Origin of the sequence: Vibrio sp. MMG023, from assembly GCF_021654215.1 — a bacterium.
Lineage (GTDB): Bacteria > Pseudomonadota > Gammaproteobacteria > Enterobacterales > Vibrionaceae > Vibrio > Vibrio jasicida.
Genome location: NZ_JAKFZP010000003.1, coordinates 642,068 through 659,266 on the forward strand (window position 1 = coordinate 642,068; position 17,199 = coordinate 659,266).

General features: G+C 45.9%; 15 protein-coding genes. 5 read left to right on the top strand and 10 right to left on the bottom strand.

The genetic code is table 11. The annotated features are described in order from the left end of the window. Positions 1–500: 500 nt before the first annotated feature. Positions 501–2,030 carry a nitric oxide reductase transcriptional regulator NorR gene (gene norR / locus L1076_RS12590; RefSeq protein ID WP_237303709.1) on the bottom strand — a complete coding sequence of 510 codons (1,530 nt, stop codon included), beginning with the start codon at positions 2,028–2,030 and terminating at the stop codon, positions 501–503. A 272-nt stretch (positions 2,031–2,302) separates the two neighbouring features. On the opposite strand from norR, the gene L1076_RS12595 reads away from it, so the two are divergent. Beyond that, positions 2,303–2,455, top strand: a complete 153-nt coding sequence (locus L1076_RS12595; RefSeq protein WP_237303710.1) for a hypothetical protein — start codon at positions 2,303–2,305, stop codon at positions 2,453–2,455. A 66-nt stretch (positions 2,456–2,521) separates the two neighbouring features. Here L1076_RS12595 and L1076_RS12600 read toward each other — a convergent pair whose 3' ends face one another. From L1076_RS12600 to L1076_RS12635, 8 genes are all read right to left on the bottom strand, one after another. After that, positions 2,522–3,130 (bottom strand): CDP-alcohol phosphatidyltransferase family protein, encoded by a 609-nt coding sequence (locus L1076_RS12600; protein WP_005450653.1) that lies wholly within the window; start codon positions 3,128–3,130, stop codon positions 2,522–2,524. Further along, positions 3,123–3,770 (bottom strand): ATP-binding cassette domain-containing protein, encoded by a 648-nt coding sequence (locus L1076_RS12605; protein WP_009705796.1) that lies wholly within the window; start codon positions 3,768–3,770, stop codon positions 3,123–3,125. Before L1076_RS12605 ends, L1076_RS12600 begins: the two co-directional genes overlap by 8 nt. Then, positions 3,736–5,445, bottom strand: coding sequence for a thiamine ABC transporter permease (locus tag L1076_RS12610; RefSeq protein WP_237303711.1), 1,710 nt, complete (start codon positions 5,443–5,445; stop codon positions 3,736–3,738). The genes L1076_RS12605 and L1076_RS12610 overlap by 35 nt, the downstream gene beginning before the upstream one ends. 9 nt (positions 5,446–5,454) lie before the next feature. Next, the gene (locus L1076_RS12615) at positions 5,455–6,612 is read right to left on the bottom strand and encodes an ABC transporter substrate-binding protein (RefSeq protein WP_237303712.1); all 1,158 of its coding nucleotides are present in this window, start codon (positions 6,610–6,612) and stop codon (positions 5,455–5,457) included. 335 nt (positions 6,613–6,947) lie between these two features. Next, positions 6,948–7,625, bottom strand: a complete 678-nt coding sequence (locus L1076_RS12620; RefSeq protein ID WP_038881392.1) for a TVP38/TMEM64 family protein — start codon at positions 7,623–7,625, stop codon at positions 6,948–6,950. A 69-nt stretch (positions 7,626–7,694) separates the two neighbouring features. Continuing rightward, entirely contained in the window at positions 7,695–8,465 is a 771-nt protein-coding gene (locus L1076_RS12625; protein ID WP_005442306.1) for a (Fe-S)-binding protein, read from the bottom strand. Further along, complete coding sequence (locus L1076_RS12630; RefSeq protein ID WP_045419815.1) at positions 8,462–10,258, bottom strand: FAD-dependent oxidoreductase; 1,797 nt, start codon at positions 10,256–10,258, stop codon at positions 8,462–8,464. Before L1076_RS12630 ends, L1076_RS12625 begins: the two co-directional genes overlap by 4 nt. A 21-nt stretch (positions 10,259–10,279) precedes the next feature. Then, entirely contained in the window at positions 10,280–11,263 is a 984-nt protein-coding gene (locus L1076_RS12635; RefSeq protein WP_237303713.1) for a rhodanese-like domain-containing protein, read from the bottom strand. 299 nt (positions 11,264–11,562) lie between these two features. Here L1076_RS12635 and L1076_RS12640 point away from each other — a divergent pair, with 299 nt between their 5' ends. The 4 genes from L1076_RS12640 (at position 11,563) to L1076_RS12655 (ending at position 16,608) form a co-directional block, all read left to right on the top strand. After that, the gene (locus tag L1076_RS12640) at positions 11,563–13,368 is read left to right on the top strand and encodes a PhnD/SsuA/transferrin family substrate-binding protein (RefSeq protein ID WP_237303714.1); all 1,806 of its coding nucleotides are present in this window, start codon (positions 11,563–11,565) and stop codon (positions 13,366–13,368) included. After that, positions 13,358–13,954 (top strand): response regulator, encoded by a 597-nt coding sequence (locus L1076_RS12645; protein WP_237303715.1) that lies wholly within the window; start codon positions 13,358–13,360, stop codon positions 13,952–13,954. The genes L1076_RS12640 and L1076_RS12645 overlap by 11 nt, the downstream gene beginning before the upstream one ends. A 167-nt stretch (positions 13,955–14,121) precedes the next feature. Further along, positions 14,122–14,790 (top strand): hypothetical protein, encoded by a 669-nt coding sequence (locus tag L1076_RS12650; protein WP_042601815.1) that lies wholly within the window; start codon positions 14,122–14,124, stop codon positions 14,788–14,790. A 327-nt stretch (positions 14,791–15,117) separates the two neighbouring features. Further along, on the top strand, positions 15,118–16,608 hold the full coding sequence (locus L1076_RS12655) for a SulP family inorganic anion transporter (RefSeq protein WP_042601813.1): 1,491 nt from the start codon (positions 15,118–15,120) through the stop codon (positions 16,606–16,608). 81 nt (positions 16,609–16,689) lie between these two features. Here the strand turns inward: L1076_RS12655 and L1076_RS12660 are convergent, their stop codons facing one another. After that, complete coding sequence (locus L1076_RS12660) at positions 16,690–17,136, bottom strand: META domain-containing protein (RefSeq protein WP_038874586.1); 447 nt, start codon at positions 17,134–17,136, stop codon at positions 16,690–16,692. Between the last annotated feature and the right edge of the window lie 63 nt (positions 17,137–17,199).

Genomic DNA, 17,199 nt, shown 5'->3' on the forward strand with positions numbered 1-17,199 from the left:
TTTTAGAGCAGAATGCGTGCCAATTATTATCTTATTGATTTTTAATGGTTTTATTGCTTTTAAAGTGCGTTGTTGATGTGATTGTGACAACGTGAATGATGTGCAAATGACAACGAAAATACAGATGTGATGAGAAAAGCAACGCGTGAGAAACGCTTTAACGGGCGATAGTGGAAGTGCTTGTTAAATAGAAGAAAAGTTAAGGCGGTTTTGTGTAGGCAAGGGGTTCCCGATTGAGTTCCTCTGTAGATTTCGGAAGTGACGCAATAGGGCTGCTGAAAACTTGGTGAGTTTAAAGAGTCAGAAGAAAGCAGAGATTTGAGCGGTTTAATTATTTTGAATGAGGAAGAGGGAATGAAAATCGAGTAACCAGATGGAACAGTTAGCCAATGTGCGTTGATGTTAAGCGTTATTCCGGACGAATTTAAGTAAGCCATCCGGAATCCCTCTGTTAAAGAGGTAAGATTTTCCTCCTAGAGAAATGAGCGAAGTAGGGGCCTCTATTTGCTAATGCCGAGCTTTTTACCCATGCGATACAAGTTGCCTCGATCCATTTGTAAAAACTCTGCTGCTTTTGCCCAAACACCGCCAGTTTGGCTCAAAGCGTGTTCAATCAAGTCTCGTTGATAACTCTCTACAAGCTCGCGCATTGGCTGACTCTCTTTCGGCAAGTAATGCGATGTGTTTTTTACATCATCCAATGCCAACGAAGTATCAAAGTGATTGAGCATGATGGTGCTCGCACCTTGTTGAATGGCATGTAACGCTGCTCGCGTTAAGGTATGTTCAAGTTCTCGAACGTTACCATACCAAGGCAGAGATTCTAGTTGAGCCAGTACCTTAGGGTGAACGTGAAGGTTTGGTGCGTTAAATTGCTGACGTACTTTTTCTAACAAATATCCCGCAAGAACTGGAATGTCGCCATCACGTGCACGCAGTGGTGGCACTTTGATTGGGAATACGTTTAAACGATGGAACAAATCCGCACGGAATGTGCCATCTTTCACTTCTTTTTCTAACTGTCGGTTGGTGGCTGCGATAATGCGCACGTTAACCATCAAATGCTGATCGCTACCCACACGTTGCAACTCACCTTGTTGGATAACTCGCAGCAGTTTTGCTTGTAAAATCAATGGCAATTCACCGACTTCATCTAAGAAGATTGTACCGCCATCAGCCAGTTCGAACTTACCTGCACGATGACTATTGGCTCCGGTAAAAGCGCCCTTGACGTGGCCAAACAGTTCGCTCTCCGCCAGACCTTCGGGTAGGGCGGCGCAGTTTACGTAAATCATTGGTTTATCATTACGATGAGATTGAGCATGGACGGAGTGGGCAACAAGCTCTTTACCGGTTCCTGTTTCTCCCGTTACCAATACTGCATAATCTGACTGAGCAACGGTCGCAATATTGTTTCGTAATTGATTGATTTGCGGGCTTAAGCCAACCATGTCACCGTGTTGTGAGCGCGCCTGTTGGATCAGGGTTTGCGTGACGCTCTTTTGCTTTTGGTTCTGCGCTTTAAGGGCTTTTAATTGTGCAATGTTACGCAGTGTTGCCGCTGTTAGTGCTGCGAACGTTTCGATTGCTACTGGGTCGATATTATCAAACGCACCAACCGCAAGTGCGTCCATGGTTAATGCGCCGACAAGCTGCCCCTCAACGTACAAGCTAAAGCCCATGCAGTCATGGACGTCAATACATTGGTCTTCGGTTAACAGTGTTCCATCAAATGGATCGGGTAGGGCGCAATCAGCGTCGAAGCGAACAGGCTCGCGGCTATGAATGATGGCATCCAAACGTGGATGAGCTTTAGGAAAGTAACGGCGACCGAGTACTGAGCTCGACAAACCTTTTACTGCGACTGGCGTTAGGAAGCCATCTTCATCAAAGATAAACAGACAGCTCGCATCGCAAGGGAACACTTGTGCCACCCCGTCAATCAGGTTTTGGTATTGCTGCTCATGAGAGCGATTTGAGCTCAGATTGAGTGCGATATTGAGAAGTACGTGGTCGACAGTAGGAGTCATAACAAGCCCAGAGTTATCTTGAATGGGCTCATGCTAGCAACTTGATGTCATTTGAACATCGAAAGGTGTGAGAGATTGATGTTCCATTGACGACGATCAAGTGACACAACAAAACTGTGATTCAAACAAGTGAAACTGATTGAACTTAAGAGCTAGGAGTGAGAGATTCAGCCTCCACAAATAATATTATCCGAAATTGATATTTTTCCGTTGACCTGAAGTTAACTTGAGCTTTTATCCTCCACCTGTAATTCACGTCAGGAGGACAGGTTATGCAGAATAACTACATTAAAGAATTAGCCGTAAAGAGCTACCAAGAGGACCTACAAAAAGAGTATTACCGCGCTAAACAGCGAACATGGCATTTTCCGAGTTTTGTCTCTGGAATTGTGGTGACGCTGGTGGTGAGTGGGATGCTTTATTGAGGGGGGATTGAAAAGAGATTCCCGACTGCATTCCTTCGTCGCAATCAGGAATCTCTCTTTAAGTTTTTACGGTTTCAACGTATGAAATCCAGAGTAAATACGCGTAAATGTAGTAAACCAACACGCCGCACCAAAGATGTAGGCAATTACGGCAAAATGTTGTGGGAACAAACAGAACAGGACGAAGCAACCGATGGTCTCTGTGCCTTCTGTCAGACCGCTCATGTAGTACAGAGATTTGTGCTTGTAGACAGGGTTATCGATACCACGTTTACCCGCCATGATCGCAAATGCTAAGAAGCTGCTTCCTGTACCAATAAACGAAAAGATCAAGAACGCGCCCGCGACAGCGTTTTGTTCTGGGTTTGCTAGTACAAAGCCAAAGGGGATCAGAGAATAAAACAAGAAGTCTAGGCTTATATCAAGGAAGCCGCCCGCATCGGTGATGCCTTGAATTCTCGCTAGAGCACCATCCAATCCATCACAGATGCGATTCAGCAGAATAAACGCTAATGCAAGCGTGTATTGCTCTGCCATCAATGCAGGTAAGGCAAAACAGCCAAGGGCGAAGCCAAACAAGGTGGTTTGGTTAGCCGTCACGCCACATTTATCAATGAGTTTTGCGCTCTGTGCCAATGGCCACTTAATGATTTTGATACTCAGGCTATCAAGCATGGCTTGTCTCCCAAGGCCAGTTTAGGCAGCGACTGCCCTCAGGTATATCGTCTTCATCGTGCGTCACCATTAAAGCAGGAATGTTAGCTTGTTGAAGCTGCTCCACAACCCAATTGCGAAACTGTACGCGCAGATCTTTATCTAGCTTGCTGTATGGCTCATCGAGTAGGGCAACTTTCGGTTTTGCCAATAACATGCGGGTGAGAGCAATACGCGCGCGCTGGCCGCCTGAGATTTGATCAGGGAAAGACTCTGCAAGTTTAGTTAAGGAGATGTGCTTCAAAGCCTGCATCGCACGCTCTTTGCGCTCTGCGCCTTTGATTGAATCGGGTAGCGCGAAGGCCAGATTCTCCCACACGGTGAGGTGCGGGAAGAGCAAGTCATCTTGGAATAGGATACCCACCTGACGTTTGTGCGCAGGTAAAGCATCCAGCTTTTCGTTATCGAGCGTGATTGAGCCTGAATAGTCGAACTCGGAAGACAGGTGACCAGCAATCGCATCCAACAAGGTGGATTTTCCGCAGCCGCTTGGGCCCATCAGGGTAACAATTTCACCTTTCTTTACGGTCATGTTGAACGCAGAGAAAAGTGTGTCGCCATTGGTTTTACGGATGGCGAGGTTTTCGAGACAAAGACTCATTCGGTAGTAAACCTTTAATAGACAACCGGCGATACTTAACGTGTAAACGACTAAGTAGAATCGCAAAAGAGAAGAACATTAACGGCAAGAGCGCTTGCCAAATTGCATAAATCGCGGTGACACGACGGTCGAAGCCACTTGAGAGGGCTACCGCTTCTGTTGTTATTGTGCTGATGCGACCTGCACCCAGCACGAGTGTTGGTAGGTATTGCGCCAAGCTCACACTAATTCCCACTGCCCAAGCAAAGGCAATGGCAGGCAGAAGAATCGGCAATTTCACTTTCAACCAAGCTTGCATTGGTGATTTACCAAGGCTAAGAGCGACACGAGTCAAACCGTTGTCGAAGCTGCGCCAAGGCCCATCCAATGACAGGTAAACGAATGGGAAAGCGAAGAAGACATGTGCCCAGCATACCCAGAAGAAATACGCATTGCTGTCGAGATACAGAGTGGCGACTTGCATACCAAACAGCACAGAAAGCTGTGGGATCAACATAGGTACAGCGATGATGTACCCCGGCACCTGCCAACGGTATCGTAGGCGGTACTCATGAGCGATCAGCGCCAATACAAGGGCAACAGATGCACTGATAACTGCAATCAACATGCTTTGTTCTAGCGTGCCAAGAATGCTTTGCCACTCGTACTCCCAAAAACGTAAGCTATAGCGGCTTGGTAATAAGTCAGGGAAACGCCAGCGCTGTGCAAAGCTCCACACCACCATTAAGGGCACCATTAACAGTGCGAGTAGGGCAATCATAGAGAACAATGTCTTACCCGGTAAGCGGAAGCCGCTACGGCCGGAGTATTGCCAGCGTTTAAAGCCTTTGGTCACGCTCCACTCGACGAGTCGTGCAAAACCAATCAAAAGGCTTGCAATAGCAAATAGCACCACCGCACCTGCCGCTGCTCTTGGTAGGAGTGACAAATCAGGGTCGTTAAACCACTGCCATACCAACACTGCAAACGTAGGAGGGTTGGTTGGACCGATAATTAGCGCCACATCAACAACCGACAAGCTGTAAGCCAGAACGGCCAACATTGGGAAACGCAGCTTCGCTAACCATTGTGGCAAAACGCATTTCCACCATGCTTGCGCGGAACTGTAACCCATCGAATGGCTGACTTTTTCAATCTTCTCAACTTTTAATTGCTGAAGAATAGGAATGCTCATCAACAATAAAAACGGCACTTCTTTAATAGCAAGCATGACGATCAAACCCAGTGCGTGTGGGTCTTTAATCAACAACGCTAAGTCATTCACCGTTTGCGCATTTGGATCGTAACCAAACATTTGGTTGAGTACACGAACGCCCATGCCTGTTGGTGCGAATAGAAAAGCGAAGCCTATAGCAAACGCGACATGCGGCATAGCAAGAAGAGGGGAAAGACTCATTTCAATCTTGCGCCAGAACTTGCTGCCCCATGAGGCTTGAAGAATCGCGAAAGTGATCAAACAAGCAAGGTAGCTGCTGAAAATGGCGGAATAGAAAGTCAGTCCAATCGACGTCCACACACCTTCCCAGTCAAACACAGCATGAAAGCCATCCAGTGAAAAGTGGTGTAAACCGATAGGTGGGACATAGCCGAGCGCAGACACCACCACCCCGAGTAGCCCCGGGATGGTTGGTAATATACAAACTGCGATAATAACTAGATACAGCGCTCTTAACATGGGTGTGTATTAATTTCCGTAGCGTTTGAGCCATTCTTTTTCTAACGCTGCTTGCCAGCTTGGATGTGGCTCCGCGATAGATTTGAACTGTTGAGTATTCTTAGCCGTGCCGGTTAGGTACTGGCTGCTTAGCACTGAAGGATCACCCCAGATGTTGATGTCACCTTTGCGAGATTGTGCTTCAGGGCTTAATAAAAAGTTTATAGCAACTTGCGCGCCTGCACTGGCGTTTGCGTTCCAAGGAATCGCTAAGAAATGGATGTTCGAAAGCGCACCTGCGTCCATCGCGTATGCTTTGGTGCTTTCTGCTAGGTTGCCGCTTGATTGTGCTGAGAAAACCGCGTTCGGGTTGAACGTGACAGCTAGGTCAATCTGACCATCATCTAACAGCTGTACGGTTTCTGCTGTTCCGCCAGGGAACTGTTTACCGCCGCGCCATGCAACAGTGTGGAATTCATCTAAGTAAGCCCATAGAGGCGGCGTAACGGTTTTGAATGCTTCGTCGGTCACTGGTTTTTGCAGTGCAGGATCGTTGTTACTTAACTCAATGAGTAGAGATTTAATGAAGCTAGTGCCATGGAACTCTGGTGGGCGAGGGTAAGTAAGGCGGTTAGGAAACGCTTTTGCGTAACTTAGCATTTCTGCGTACGAGCTTGGTGGGTTGTTGAGCGTCTCTTCATCGTAGATAAAAACAAGTTGACCGACACCCCATGGCGCTTCAAGGCCATCAGTTGGTTCTGAAAAATCAACATCTACTGGTAGTGTTTTGTCGACATATTGCCAACTTGGTAGACCGTCAACAAAAGGACCAAACAGCAGTTGGTTGTCTTTCATTGATTTAAAGTTTTCACCATTAATCCAAACCATATCCACACTGCCACCGCTGTTTTTACCTGCAGCTTTTTCTGCGATAAGGCGAGTGGTGGTTTCAGAAATGTCGGTGACTTTTACGTGGTTAAGCGTCACGTTGTAGCGAGATTTAAGCTCTTTGCCTGCCCATTGGATATAGCGGTTGATCTCTTGGCTACCACCCCAAGCATGGAAATAAACAGTCTGACCGTCGGCTTGTTGTTCGATTTTTTGCCATTCTTCTGTGTTAGAAGAGGCATAGGAAGAGGTGGCAAAAGTGGCGGTTAAAATGCCAATGGTGCTAAGTAGCTTTTTCATACGTAATCCGTGTTTTTATCTTTGTTTTCATTTTGGAGCTTTGTTTCGCTATGAAGTGGCAACCGTTTATTTTCGGCACTCAACATAGGGCTATTCATCAACTGAATGCTCCGTTCCCTCTAGATGGATAGTAATCTATCTTGCTTTATTATCAACGCGAATTTGACAATAGATTCAGAGAATTACTCGCCTTGTGAGGTCATACCGATCAACATTTATCTTTGGCCTTAAACGTGAGCAATAGGGGCATAAAATATGACCAAGCTGGTATGAATGAAAAGAGTGCAACTCCCGATAAGTCGCACTCTTTTGGCGTCAATAATGGATAGACCGGATTACTTCGCTAATTCTTCCATGTTGATGCCTTTTTTCTTCGCGATGTATTTAGGAATCAGAGACATGCCAAACAGGATAAGACCTGCAACCGCAAACTTCACTAGCAGCATTGCGGACACACCGTTTGTTGCAATATCCCCCGCCATGTAAGCGAAGATGAATGCACCTGGTGCCATCGTTAGTAGAGAAACCAGAGCGTAAGTGCCAAGGTTTAGGCTAGTTAGACCGTAAGCGTAGTTCTGTAGGCTGAATGGGAATACAGGTACGAGACGCGTTAGGATCAAGAAGCTTGTACCGTTTGCTGCTACGCCATCGTCGATTTTCTTGAAGATTGGGTTATCGCCAAACTTCTTCATGATGGTGTTACGCAGTAGGAAGCGTGCCACAATGAATGCCGCCACCGCGCCAAGCGTTGCAGAAAATAGCGCTAAAACGCCACCTTTGATAGGGCCAAATACGATGCCTGCCACGATAGTGAATGCACTGCCTGGTAGTAGGAAAACACACGCAAACACGAATGCTGCTACGAATACTGCGTAACCCCAAACGCCAAAGCTTGCGATCCAATCTTGTAGGCTCTTGATGTCAGTGATGATTTCAAGGATGCCAGTTTGTTTTGCTGCAAATAGAGCGAGAGCGATAACAGCAACAATAAGAGCAATTTTTACGAATTTCATAAGTTCAACTTCACTTAAACCTAATAATTAAAAAGATGTAGCTACAAAAACGTAGCTACAGAGACTTAGCTACACAGACATACACTTGATTAGGCCTGCTTTCGATTTGTAGCGGTTGAACCAAGCTTTCACAGGGCTAGCAAGTACGTTTACTGGCGGCTCATCACCTTGCATGATCACAGGGCCGAACATGAGATCCAGAATGTGCCAAGATTTCGTACCTACACCCATCATGGATGCACGACAAGCCGAGCAGTAAACCACAACGTAGTCTGTCTCAAACTCTTCCACACGGCGTTTGATTACGCGTGTTGCGACGTCTGGGTTTGCTGGCACTACCATGCCGCCAAAGCCACAGCAGCGCGTGTTTTCACGTGTGTGTTCTGGTTCTGAAGTTTTGTAGCCAAGCTCGTTCAAGATCCAGCGGATACCGTCTTGCAGTTCTTTTTCGTAGCGAGTAGAGCAAGAGTCGTGAATGGTGAATACCACGTCACTGTTTTTCGCTTTACCGCGTAGCGCTTCTGGCAGACCGATTTCTGGAAGCAGTTTCCACAATGAAACCGGCTTTTGTGTGCCGCCAGATTTCTTGATCATGCCGTAGCAGCTTTGACACGCCACAATGACTTCTTGTGCGTCTAGCTTATCGAAGTCCGCTTGAAGCTGGCCGTAACGCTCTTTGAACTTCTCAGTCTGACCGATAGCAGCGGTTGGTTTACCACAACACTTCTGCACTGCGCCCATGTCTGGGTACACTTCTTTTAAGTAGCTCGCAATTGCTGCTACGCCTTCTGGTGAGTAGGATGGCAAGCTGCATCCTGGCATAAATACTTTATTACTCATTTTGTCGATACCGCTCGTTTTGCCATAGTGAAGATTTTTGAGAAGCCAAGCTTCTGGTGCATGTTGATTGCTTTGTGACCCGGCATTGGTGATTCACCATTGTTTGCCTTAACAAAGTCAGCACGTGCGCCTAGGAACATTTCCTTCATTGGGAAGTCTTTCGGACATACGATGGTGCACTGGTCACAGGCGTTACATGAGTAAGCCATCAATGGGTCCATTGACTTGTTGTTCACAAAGTCAGAGAAGATGGTCTTCGGACAGTCACTGAAGTCATTCATCATGATGCACTCGGTCATACATAGCTTGCAGCTACATTGCAGACAGCGAGATGCTTCTTGTTTGATTTGAGCTTCAGTAAAGCCTAAATCCACTTGTGCAAAATCTTGTTTACGCTCTTCCGCGTTACGCAATTCACCGTGTAGGCGAGGGGTATCTACCGTACCTTTTGGTAGTGGCACGTCTAGACGAGATGAGTAGCTGTATTCTTGCTCGAAGTCGCGACCTTCAGTCAGTGGGCGAGTCGTTAGGAAGCGCTCAACACTCATTGCAGCTTTGCGACCTAATGCCATCGCTTCAATCACGATGTTACCGCCACACGCGTCACCGGCTACGAAGACGTCTTCAAGGCTAGAAGCTAGTGTTTGTTTATCGACTACGTAACGGCCGCCGCGAGTTTGTTCTAGTGCGCCACCAGTGATGTCAGCCACAACTTGACCCGTAGCGAAAACAACCGTATCCACAGAGATAGTTTTGCTTTCTTCGCTGTACTGAGGCGCAAAGTTGCCTTGCTCGTCGAAGATAGAAAGTACTTTCTTGATCGTAATGCCTGTAACTTTGCCGTTCTCATGTTCAATAGCGACTGGGCCCCAACCTGCGTTGAACTCGACGCCTTCTTCTAGTGACTCGTCGATTTCGATTTGGCTTGCAGGTAGATTCTCTAGGCTCTCAAGCGAACATTGGTAAACGTCGCTTGCACCGATACGCCATGAAGAACGCGCACAGTCCATCGCAACGTCACCACCACCGATAACCATCACGCGTTTACCTGCACGTGGGAATTGGCGAGTTTCAGAAATCTCTTTCAAGTATTCAACCGCAGAGAACACGCCATCGTTGTCATGACCTGGTAGCGGAATGATAGAGCCTACGTGTGCACCGTGAGCTAGAATCACAGCATCGTGTTCGCTACGTAGAGTATCGAAGCTGATGTCTTTGCCGATTTCAACACCGAAACGAGTCGTCACACCTAGCATTGCTAAGTAGCTGTATTCGAAGTCGATAACGTCGCGTGGTAGACGGTATTCAGGGATACCCACACGCATCATGCCGCCGTATACGTCTAGCTTTTCGTAAATCGTTACTTCGTGGCCTTGACGACGAAGCTCAATAGCCGCTTGCGCACCAGCTGGGCCTGCACCAACGATCGCGATGTGTTTGTTGGTTAGGGGAGCAATGTTGAGATCCCAGTGATCTTGGTTATCCAGTTTTTCTGCAACAAAACGCTTGATGCCTGCAACGCTGATCGGCTGACCGAACTCAGTATTACGACGACAAGAAGCTTCACAAGGGTGTGCACAGATGCGGCCAAGCGTTTGAGGTAGGAATAGTTTGCTGCGGATCAGATCCAAAGCGCCTTGGAAATCACCTTCGCCTGCCATGCGAACGTATTGTTTTACGTCTGTGTGCATTGGACATGCGGTTTGACATGCCGGATCGGCATCCCCCATACAGCCATCGACGATAGTTTGAGCGGTGTCGAATAGCTTTTGGCTAAAAATTACATTGTTCATTAACTGCGGTTTCCGTGTTTATTAGCTCTTGCCGTTGATAACGTTCACTTCAGGATTCTTCTGCTCGTAGTGAGCATGGCTGTACTCGATCCATGAGCCGTCGTAGTTGTAGACGCCTTCTGCACCTAATACTTCAGTAAGAATCATGGTTGTGTGGGCAGAACGAACACCAGATTGGCAGTAAGCGATCACTTTCTTTCCTTTGATGATGTTGCCGTAAAGGGCTTGCAGCTCTTCTGCTGATTTAAGAGTCGTGTCTTCGTTTAGTGCTTTTGTCCAGTTGATGTGAACACTGTTTGGAATGGTGCCTGGACCAAATGCACCAGAAACCGCTACTTCGCCGCTAAATTCGTCGTTACCACGCGTATCTAGGATCACCCAATCAGAGCTGTTTTGCGCTTCGATAACCATATCTAACGTTGCTAGCGTATTGTTGTCTTGTTTCGTGTTCGGAGATTTGTATTCAACCGCTGCAACGCTTTGATTTGCAGAGCCAGTTGGGAAACCTGCGCCCATCCAAGCGTTTAAGCCACCGTCTAGGTAACGAACGTCTTGGTGACCAAGGTTATGGATTTGCCAGTAAAGGCGCGCAGCATCGTGGTGAGAGCCTGCCGCGTAAACCACGATTGTGCTGTCCGTTGATGCGCCGAAGCTACCTAAGATGGTTTCCATCTCTTCCGTGCTGTTGCTCATACCGCCGAAATCGTAAACGCTTTCAGCCGCAGAGTAATCGTTACGCCACATAGTGTAAGAACCAGAGATAGGACTATCTGGTTTGATAGGGTTTAACGCGCCGATCACAACCACGTCTTTATCACTGTCCATTAACGATTTCAGTTGCTGTGATGAAATGAAATGCTCTGGGTGAGCGTATTGTGTGAATTTCTGCTCTTGAGCAGCGGCATCCACTGTTACGGCCTCTGCTGAGAACATCGTATTGTAAGCTGAGTAGCCAACAGCTGCGACAGCCGCCAACACACCCAACGCAATCGTCGATTTTTTCATGAGTTGCTTCCATATTTTAATTTAAAGTTTTTGTGCCGAAACTTCGATTTTTCGACAGTTAGAATGCTTTTGAAGGGGAAAGGCCGACATGAACGTTTTTTGTTCGTTAGAGATGTTCATTGTGTGAAATAGGTAAAGTGCCTCTACCCCTTTATGGGTAAGGTATTCTGAGGAAAACGTTTAAATGGCGATATTGTGGTTTCCCACAATAATGATGTGGGATTGATCTAAAGCAACAAAGTAGTAGGGGGGAGTGGTGCTAAAATGTGCCACAACGGTGTTTTGGTAGTATCTCGTAAGTGATTGATAATTATTCTCAAAAGTTAACTCTTTTCATTTGTGCTCTCTTCTTTTTCTTTACCTCTTTTGTGTTTGCTAGTGAACAAAATGCACACAGAACAGACTATGATGTTGGTGTTTTAGCACTGCGCGGACACGCCCATGCGCGTGAAGCTTGGCAACCGACTTTGGATTGGTTAGAGGTGCAAAACCCTGGATACAAATTCAATTTACATACTTACGATTTCGACCAACTGGAAGACGCATTTCTGCACGGTTGGCTCGACTTCATTTTGACCAGCCCGGGGCAGGCGACCAAGCTTGCTCGTGAATACCCTATTAATTGGTTAGCCACACAAAAAACCGCTTACAGCGACTTGCCAAATAAGTCGATTGCTTCGGTGGTGGTGGTACGTGAAGAATCACCCTTTAAAACACTTAGAGACATCAATAAAGCCAATGTCGCTGCTGTGTCTGAAAAAGCCTTTGGTGGTTTTCTTGCCCTGCGTTATGAGTTGGATAAGTTGGGTTACTTCAACTCTTCATTCTTTGAAAAAATCCATTTCACTGGTCCACCAACGGATCAATTGATTTTGGATGTGATCAAAAATGATCTGGATGTGGCGATCGTTCCTGCTTGTACGTTGGAAAATATGGCGAAAGAGGGCAGTATCCAGCTGCATAGTTTAAGAGTACTTAACGAAAAGCGTCCGGCCGATTCAATTTGTGCAGTCAGTACACCTCTTTATCCAAACTGGACCATGGCAATGACTGAACGCACGCCTTTTGATGTCGGGCAAATGGTCGCACAAACACTATTTGCGATGCCTGCTGAGCACCCTGCGGCAATAGCGGCGAATAATGTAGGTTGGATGTTGCCTGCGCCGAGTATCAATGTAGATAAAGTTTACAAGCATTTGGATATGCATCCTTTGCAGAAATCATGGGGACAAAAGGCCAAAGAATGGTTGGGTAAGAACCAAGCGATAGCGATGGCATCTTTGTTGACCTTATTGCTTATGACGGGTTACCACTTTTGGTTGGAATGGAAGTTTCAACGCAGCCAAGAAAAACTAAAATCCACCATGAATAACTTACGACGCAAAAGCAGCATGCTTGAACACGCACAGCGGATCACTATTGTTGGGGAACTTGGCAGCAGCATTGCTCATGAGATTAACCAGCCGTTAGCTGCGATTAAGAACTACAGCCAAGGGGCGAAAGTCCGCATGGAACGAGGGACAACACCCGAAGAGATGTTGCCTATTTTGGATAAGATTCAGCAACAAGTGACTTCTGCCAGTGACATCATTCAACGTTTACGAAGCTTGATTCATCGTACTCCGATTGAAAAAAACTGGATTGACCTTCCAAGTCTCATCGAAGAGTCAATGAAGCTGGTGGATTATGAATTTCAACGCCATCGCATTCAATTAGGGGTGATGTATTCAGGTGAAGTACAACCCATTTTTGCAGACGTAACGGGGTTGCAGCAAGTCATCCTTAACGTCTTAAACAACGCAAAAGATGCGTGTTTGAGTCACGAGCCAAAGCGAAAGGAGCTCTACGTTGACCTGCACATAAGCTTTTGTGACGAAATGGTCATCATAGATGTCATGGACAACGGTATTGGCATCGAAGAACAAGATATTCCGCTGGATCAAGCCTTCTACACCACCAAAGAAAATGGCCTAGGACTAGGACTCGCGATTTGTCGTGATGTTATCGATGCCCATCAAGGCAGTATTCGTTTTCGGTCAATAGAGCCTACTGGCTGCCAAGTGACCATTATTTTACCGTATCAGGAGACTTGTCATGAGTCGTAACCTCTGTCCCCTTTATATCGTCGATGATGAAGAACCCGTATTAGAGTCGATGGCGTTCATGTTAGAAAGCTATGGCTATGAGGTTCAGGCGTTCTGTAGTGGCCCAGATTTTCTGAAAGAAGCCGATTTACCGTCAGCAGGGTGTGTGCTACTCGATAGTCGTATGCCAGAGATGCGAGGGCAAGATGTTCATCAAATCATGAATGAGAAATTTAGCCCAATCAGTGTTATCTATCTTACTGGGCACGGCGATATCCCTATGGCGGTAGATGCGCTAAAAGATGGTGCGCTCGATTTTTTCCAAAAGCCGGTTGATGGCAATGCGTTGGTGTTAGCGATTGAAGATGCTATGGAACAGTCGATCAAAAACTGTGAAAAGCTCGGTGCAAAACAAGTTCTACAGAATCTTACTAAGCGTGAAAGAGAAGTGCTTGGCTTGGTGGTTAAAGGGATGAAAAACCAAGAGATGGCGGACTTGTTGTGTGTCTCCTTACGAACGATTGAAGTACACCGTTCCAACGTGATGAAGAAACTCGAAGCGGAAAGCCTTGCTGTACTGATTCGTAAAGTTGGACATTTAATCTAACAAAGCCGTATTCGGTGAACAAAGCGCATAATTGTGGATAAATGAACCTATCTAGGTCGAAGTAAATACGGTAACTCAATGATAATTAGGGAAAGGTTTGCTCATTTAGTATCTGGAAGATAACATCAGTAACCAGAATAAACCTTACTCTTAATTAGAATCCAACTATGTTTGTCGATACCGTTAAAAGCGCTTTTTCATCATTGAGTGCAAATAAACAGGCTATTGCGAAAGCAACGGCGTTACCCATTCTCCTTTCTCTTATGCTGGATCTTGTTTTGAACTCAGCGCAAGGGGATGTCGCTCCTATTCTTGTTCAGATCTTGATGGCTCTTTTATCTGCAATCGTTGCAATCAACGTTCACAGCATCATTTTGAAAGGCCCTCAGTCTGTGCCTCAGTGGGGACGTTTCACGTTTGGAAAAATCGAAATGTGGTTTATCGGCCACTACTTAGCCATGACGGTGGCGGTGGTCGCAGTGGCTGCGATTTTCGCGATGATTAATCTTGTCCTTGCAGCTATCGCATTATTAGCGTTAAGCGTGGTGTGTTGTCGATTAGTCTTGGTTTTTCCAGCCATCGCGATTGGTAAAGGTGTTTCTTTCCCTTACGCTTGGAACCTTACCAAAGGCCATACTTGGTACATGATGAGCGTTGTGATTATAGTGCCGCTTCTGTTTGGTTTGGCTATGTCACCACTTGCGTTTTTACAGCTTCCTTTCTTAATGAGTCTGTTGAGTTTCTTGGTGACGATTATCGGTATTGCGATTCTTTCCAAAGCTTATGAGCAATTAAGTGGCTTTGATGGAGAAAGGTACTCTCAGCAGTCATTCTAAAAACGGTTGTTACGATAATCCCTTATCCTATAAGGCATAGAGATGATAAGAACGCTTCCTTTGTGAGGCGTTTTTTTGTGGCTCTTTGTAGGACTGTTGACTTTGTTTTGTAAGAATTTATTACAATTTAGATTTTTATAGTGATATAAAGCACACTTCTTTTGGGGGCACTCTCGTTGTTTGTCCTCATTTTTTGGTCCATCAATAGGAAAAGGAAGGTGCTTTTTGCTCATTAGTCCGCCTTAGAACGATCTCTCAGATGCGTTTGCATCACTCCCTTCACCGTGCGCAATGCACCAACTAAGGCAATACGTTTATGAGAGATTTATGTTTAAATTTACAAAAGATACTTGGTTCAACAATGTTAAAGGAGATTGTTTATCAGGAGTTGTTGTAGCGCTGGCACTGATACCAGAAGCTATTGCATTCTCTATTATCGCAGGATTAGACCCTAAAGTTGGTCTTTATGCCTCGTTTTCCATCTGTGTCGTGATTGCGTTTACAGGCTCAAGGTCCGGAATGATTTCCGCGGCTACGGGCGCAATGGCGCTGTTGATGACAACCTTAGTCAAAGACCATGGTTTACAGTATCTGTTGGCCGCTTCATTTTTCGCTGGCGTACTTCAACTGTTGATCGGTTATTTGAGGCTAGGGGATTTAATGCGTTTCGTCTCAAAGTCGATCATGACCGGGTTTGTAAACGCGTTGGCTATCTTAATTTTTATGGCGCAGCTGCCTGAACTAACCAATGTTTCTTGGCCTGTTTACGCACTGACAGGATTAGGGTTGGCCATCATCTACATGTTTCCTTATGTTCCGAAAATAGGAAAAATGCTACCTTCACCTTTAGTGTGTATCGTCGCAGTGACTGTGATTGCCCTAATGTTCAATATTGATATTCGGACAGTAGGCGATATGGGAGAGTTACCTGATTCACTCCCTGTTTTTATGATCCCAGATATTCCTTTTAACCTTGAAACACTCCAAATCATTTTCCCTTATTCACTAGCACTCTCTGTTGTTGGTGTGCTGGAGTCATTGATGACAGCTTCCATCGTGGATGAGCTGACAGACACGGAAAGTGAAAATAATGATGAGTGTAAAGGACAAGGGATTGCGAATATGGTCTCGTCGTTGTTTGGTGGTATGGCGGGTTGCGCTATGATCGGCCAATCAATGATCAATATTCAGTCTGGTGGACGTACGCGGTTGTCTACGTTATGCGCTGGTGTGTTTCTACTTATCATGGTGGTGTTTTTGGGTGACTACCTTAAACAGATCCCGATGGCCGCGTTGGTAGCGGTGATGATCATGGTTTCTATCAGCACATTTTCATGGAATTCGATTGCCGAAATGCGTAAGCACAGTCTGTCCACAAACCTTGTGATGGTTTCAACCGTGATTGCGGTTGTTGCGACGCATAACTTAGCAATAGGTGTGTTAGTCGGAGTGCTATTGGCGTGTGTGTTTTATGTGAACCAGAGTCGAACCCTAATGAAAGTGTCGGATGAGGTGATCATAGATAACGACCACACCATTCATAAAGTGCATGGGCAAATCTTCTTTGCTTCTGCGTATAGCTTTACGGATATGTTTGACTTCGGTAATGCCACTAAGTACATCACGATTGATTTATCGGATGCGCATTTCTGGGATATCACGGCAATATCTGCGCTTGATAAAGCCATCATGAAGTTCCGAAAAGGAGGGGCGATTGTCGCGGTGAGAGGCATGAACGAAGCCACATTGGATATGATTGACCGTCATGCGGTGTATGACGATCCTGAAAAGCTTGCGAAGCAATCTGTCGGACATTAGAAACAAAAAAAGCAGCCAATGGCTGCTTTTTTAGAGACTCATCATTTCAGCGACGTATTGTCTTAGAAACTGAATATGGGATTAGTTTACCCAGTCACGCAGTGTGAACGTTAGTTCGTGATCTGCGTTTTTCAGTACTAGACCGTCGTTAGTCAGAGTAACGTCGCTCCAATCAGAAAGCGTTTCAGACATTACTTTTTCAATCTTCATTTGATCGCCTACGCACATCATCATGGTCATACCCATTTTCTCAATGCGCAGTTGGTTGTCTTTCAGTTCTGCTTGACCGAAGAAGTTGTTACAACCTGCGTTGCCGTTCGCTGTTAGGTTTTCACCAATTTCTAAGCGAGGGGCTTTCTTTTGTTCTTCCGATGCAATGTTTTTGCCATCGATTTGAACCAGCTCCCAGTTATGGTGCTGTAGATCTTGAGCCGTAATTTCTTTCACATTATCACCGTTGCTAGCGCATGCAGTCATCAGAACTGGAAGTGAGATTGCTGCTACTAACGTTTTTAGGCTAAGCTTCATTTTATTGACTCCGTTTTTAGAAAACGTGGTAAGTATAGGTAATAAAACACTGTTTTTGTCAGC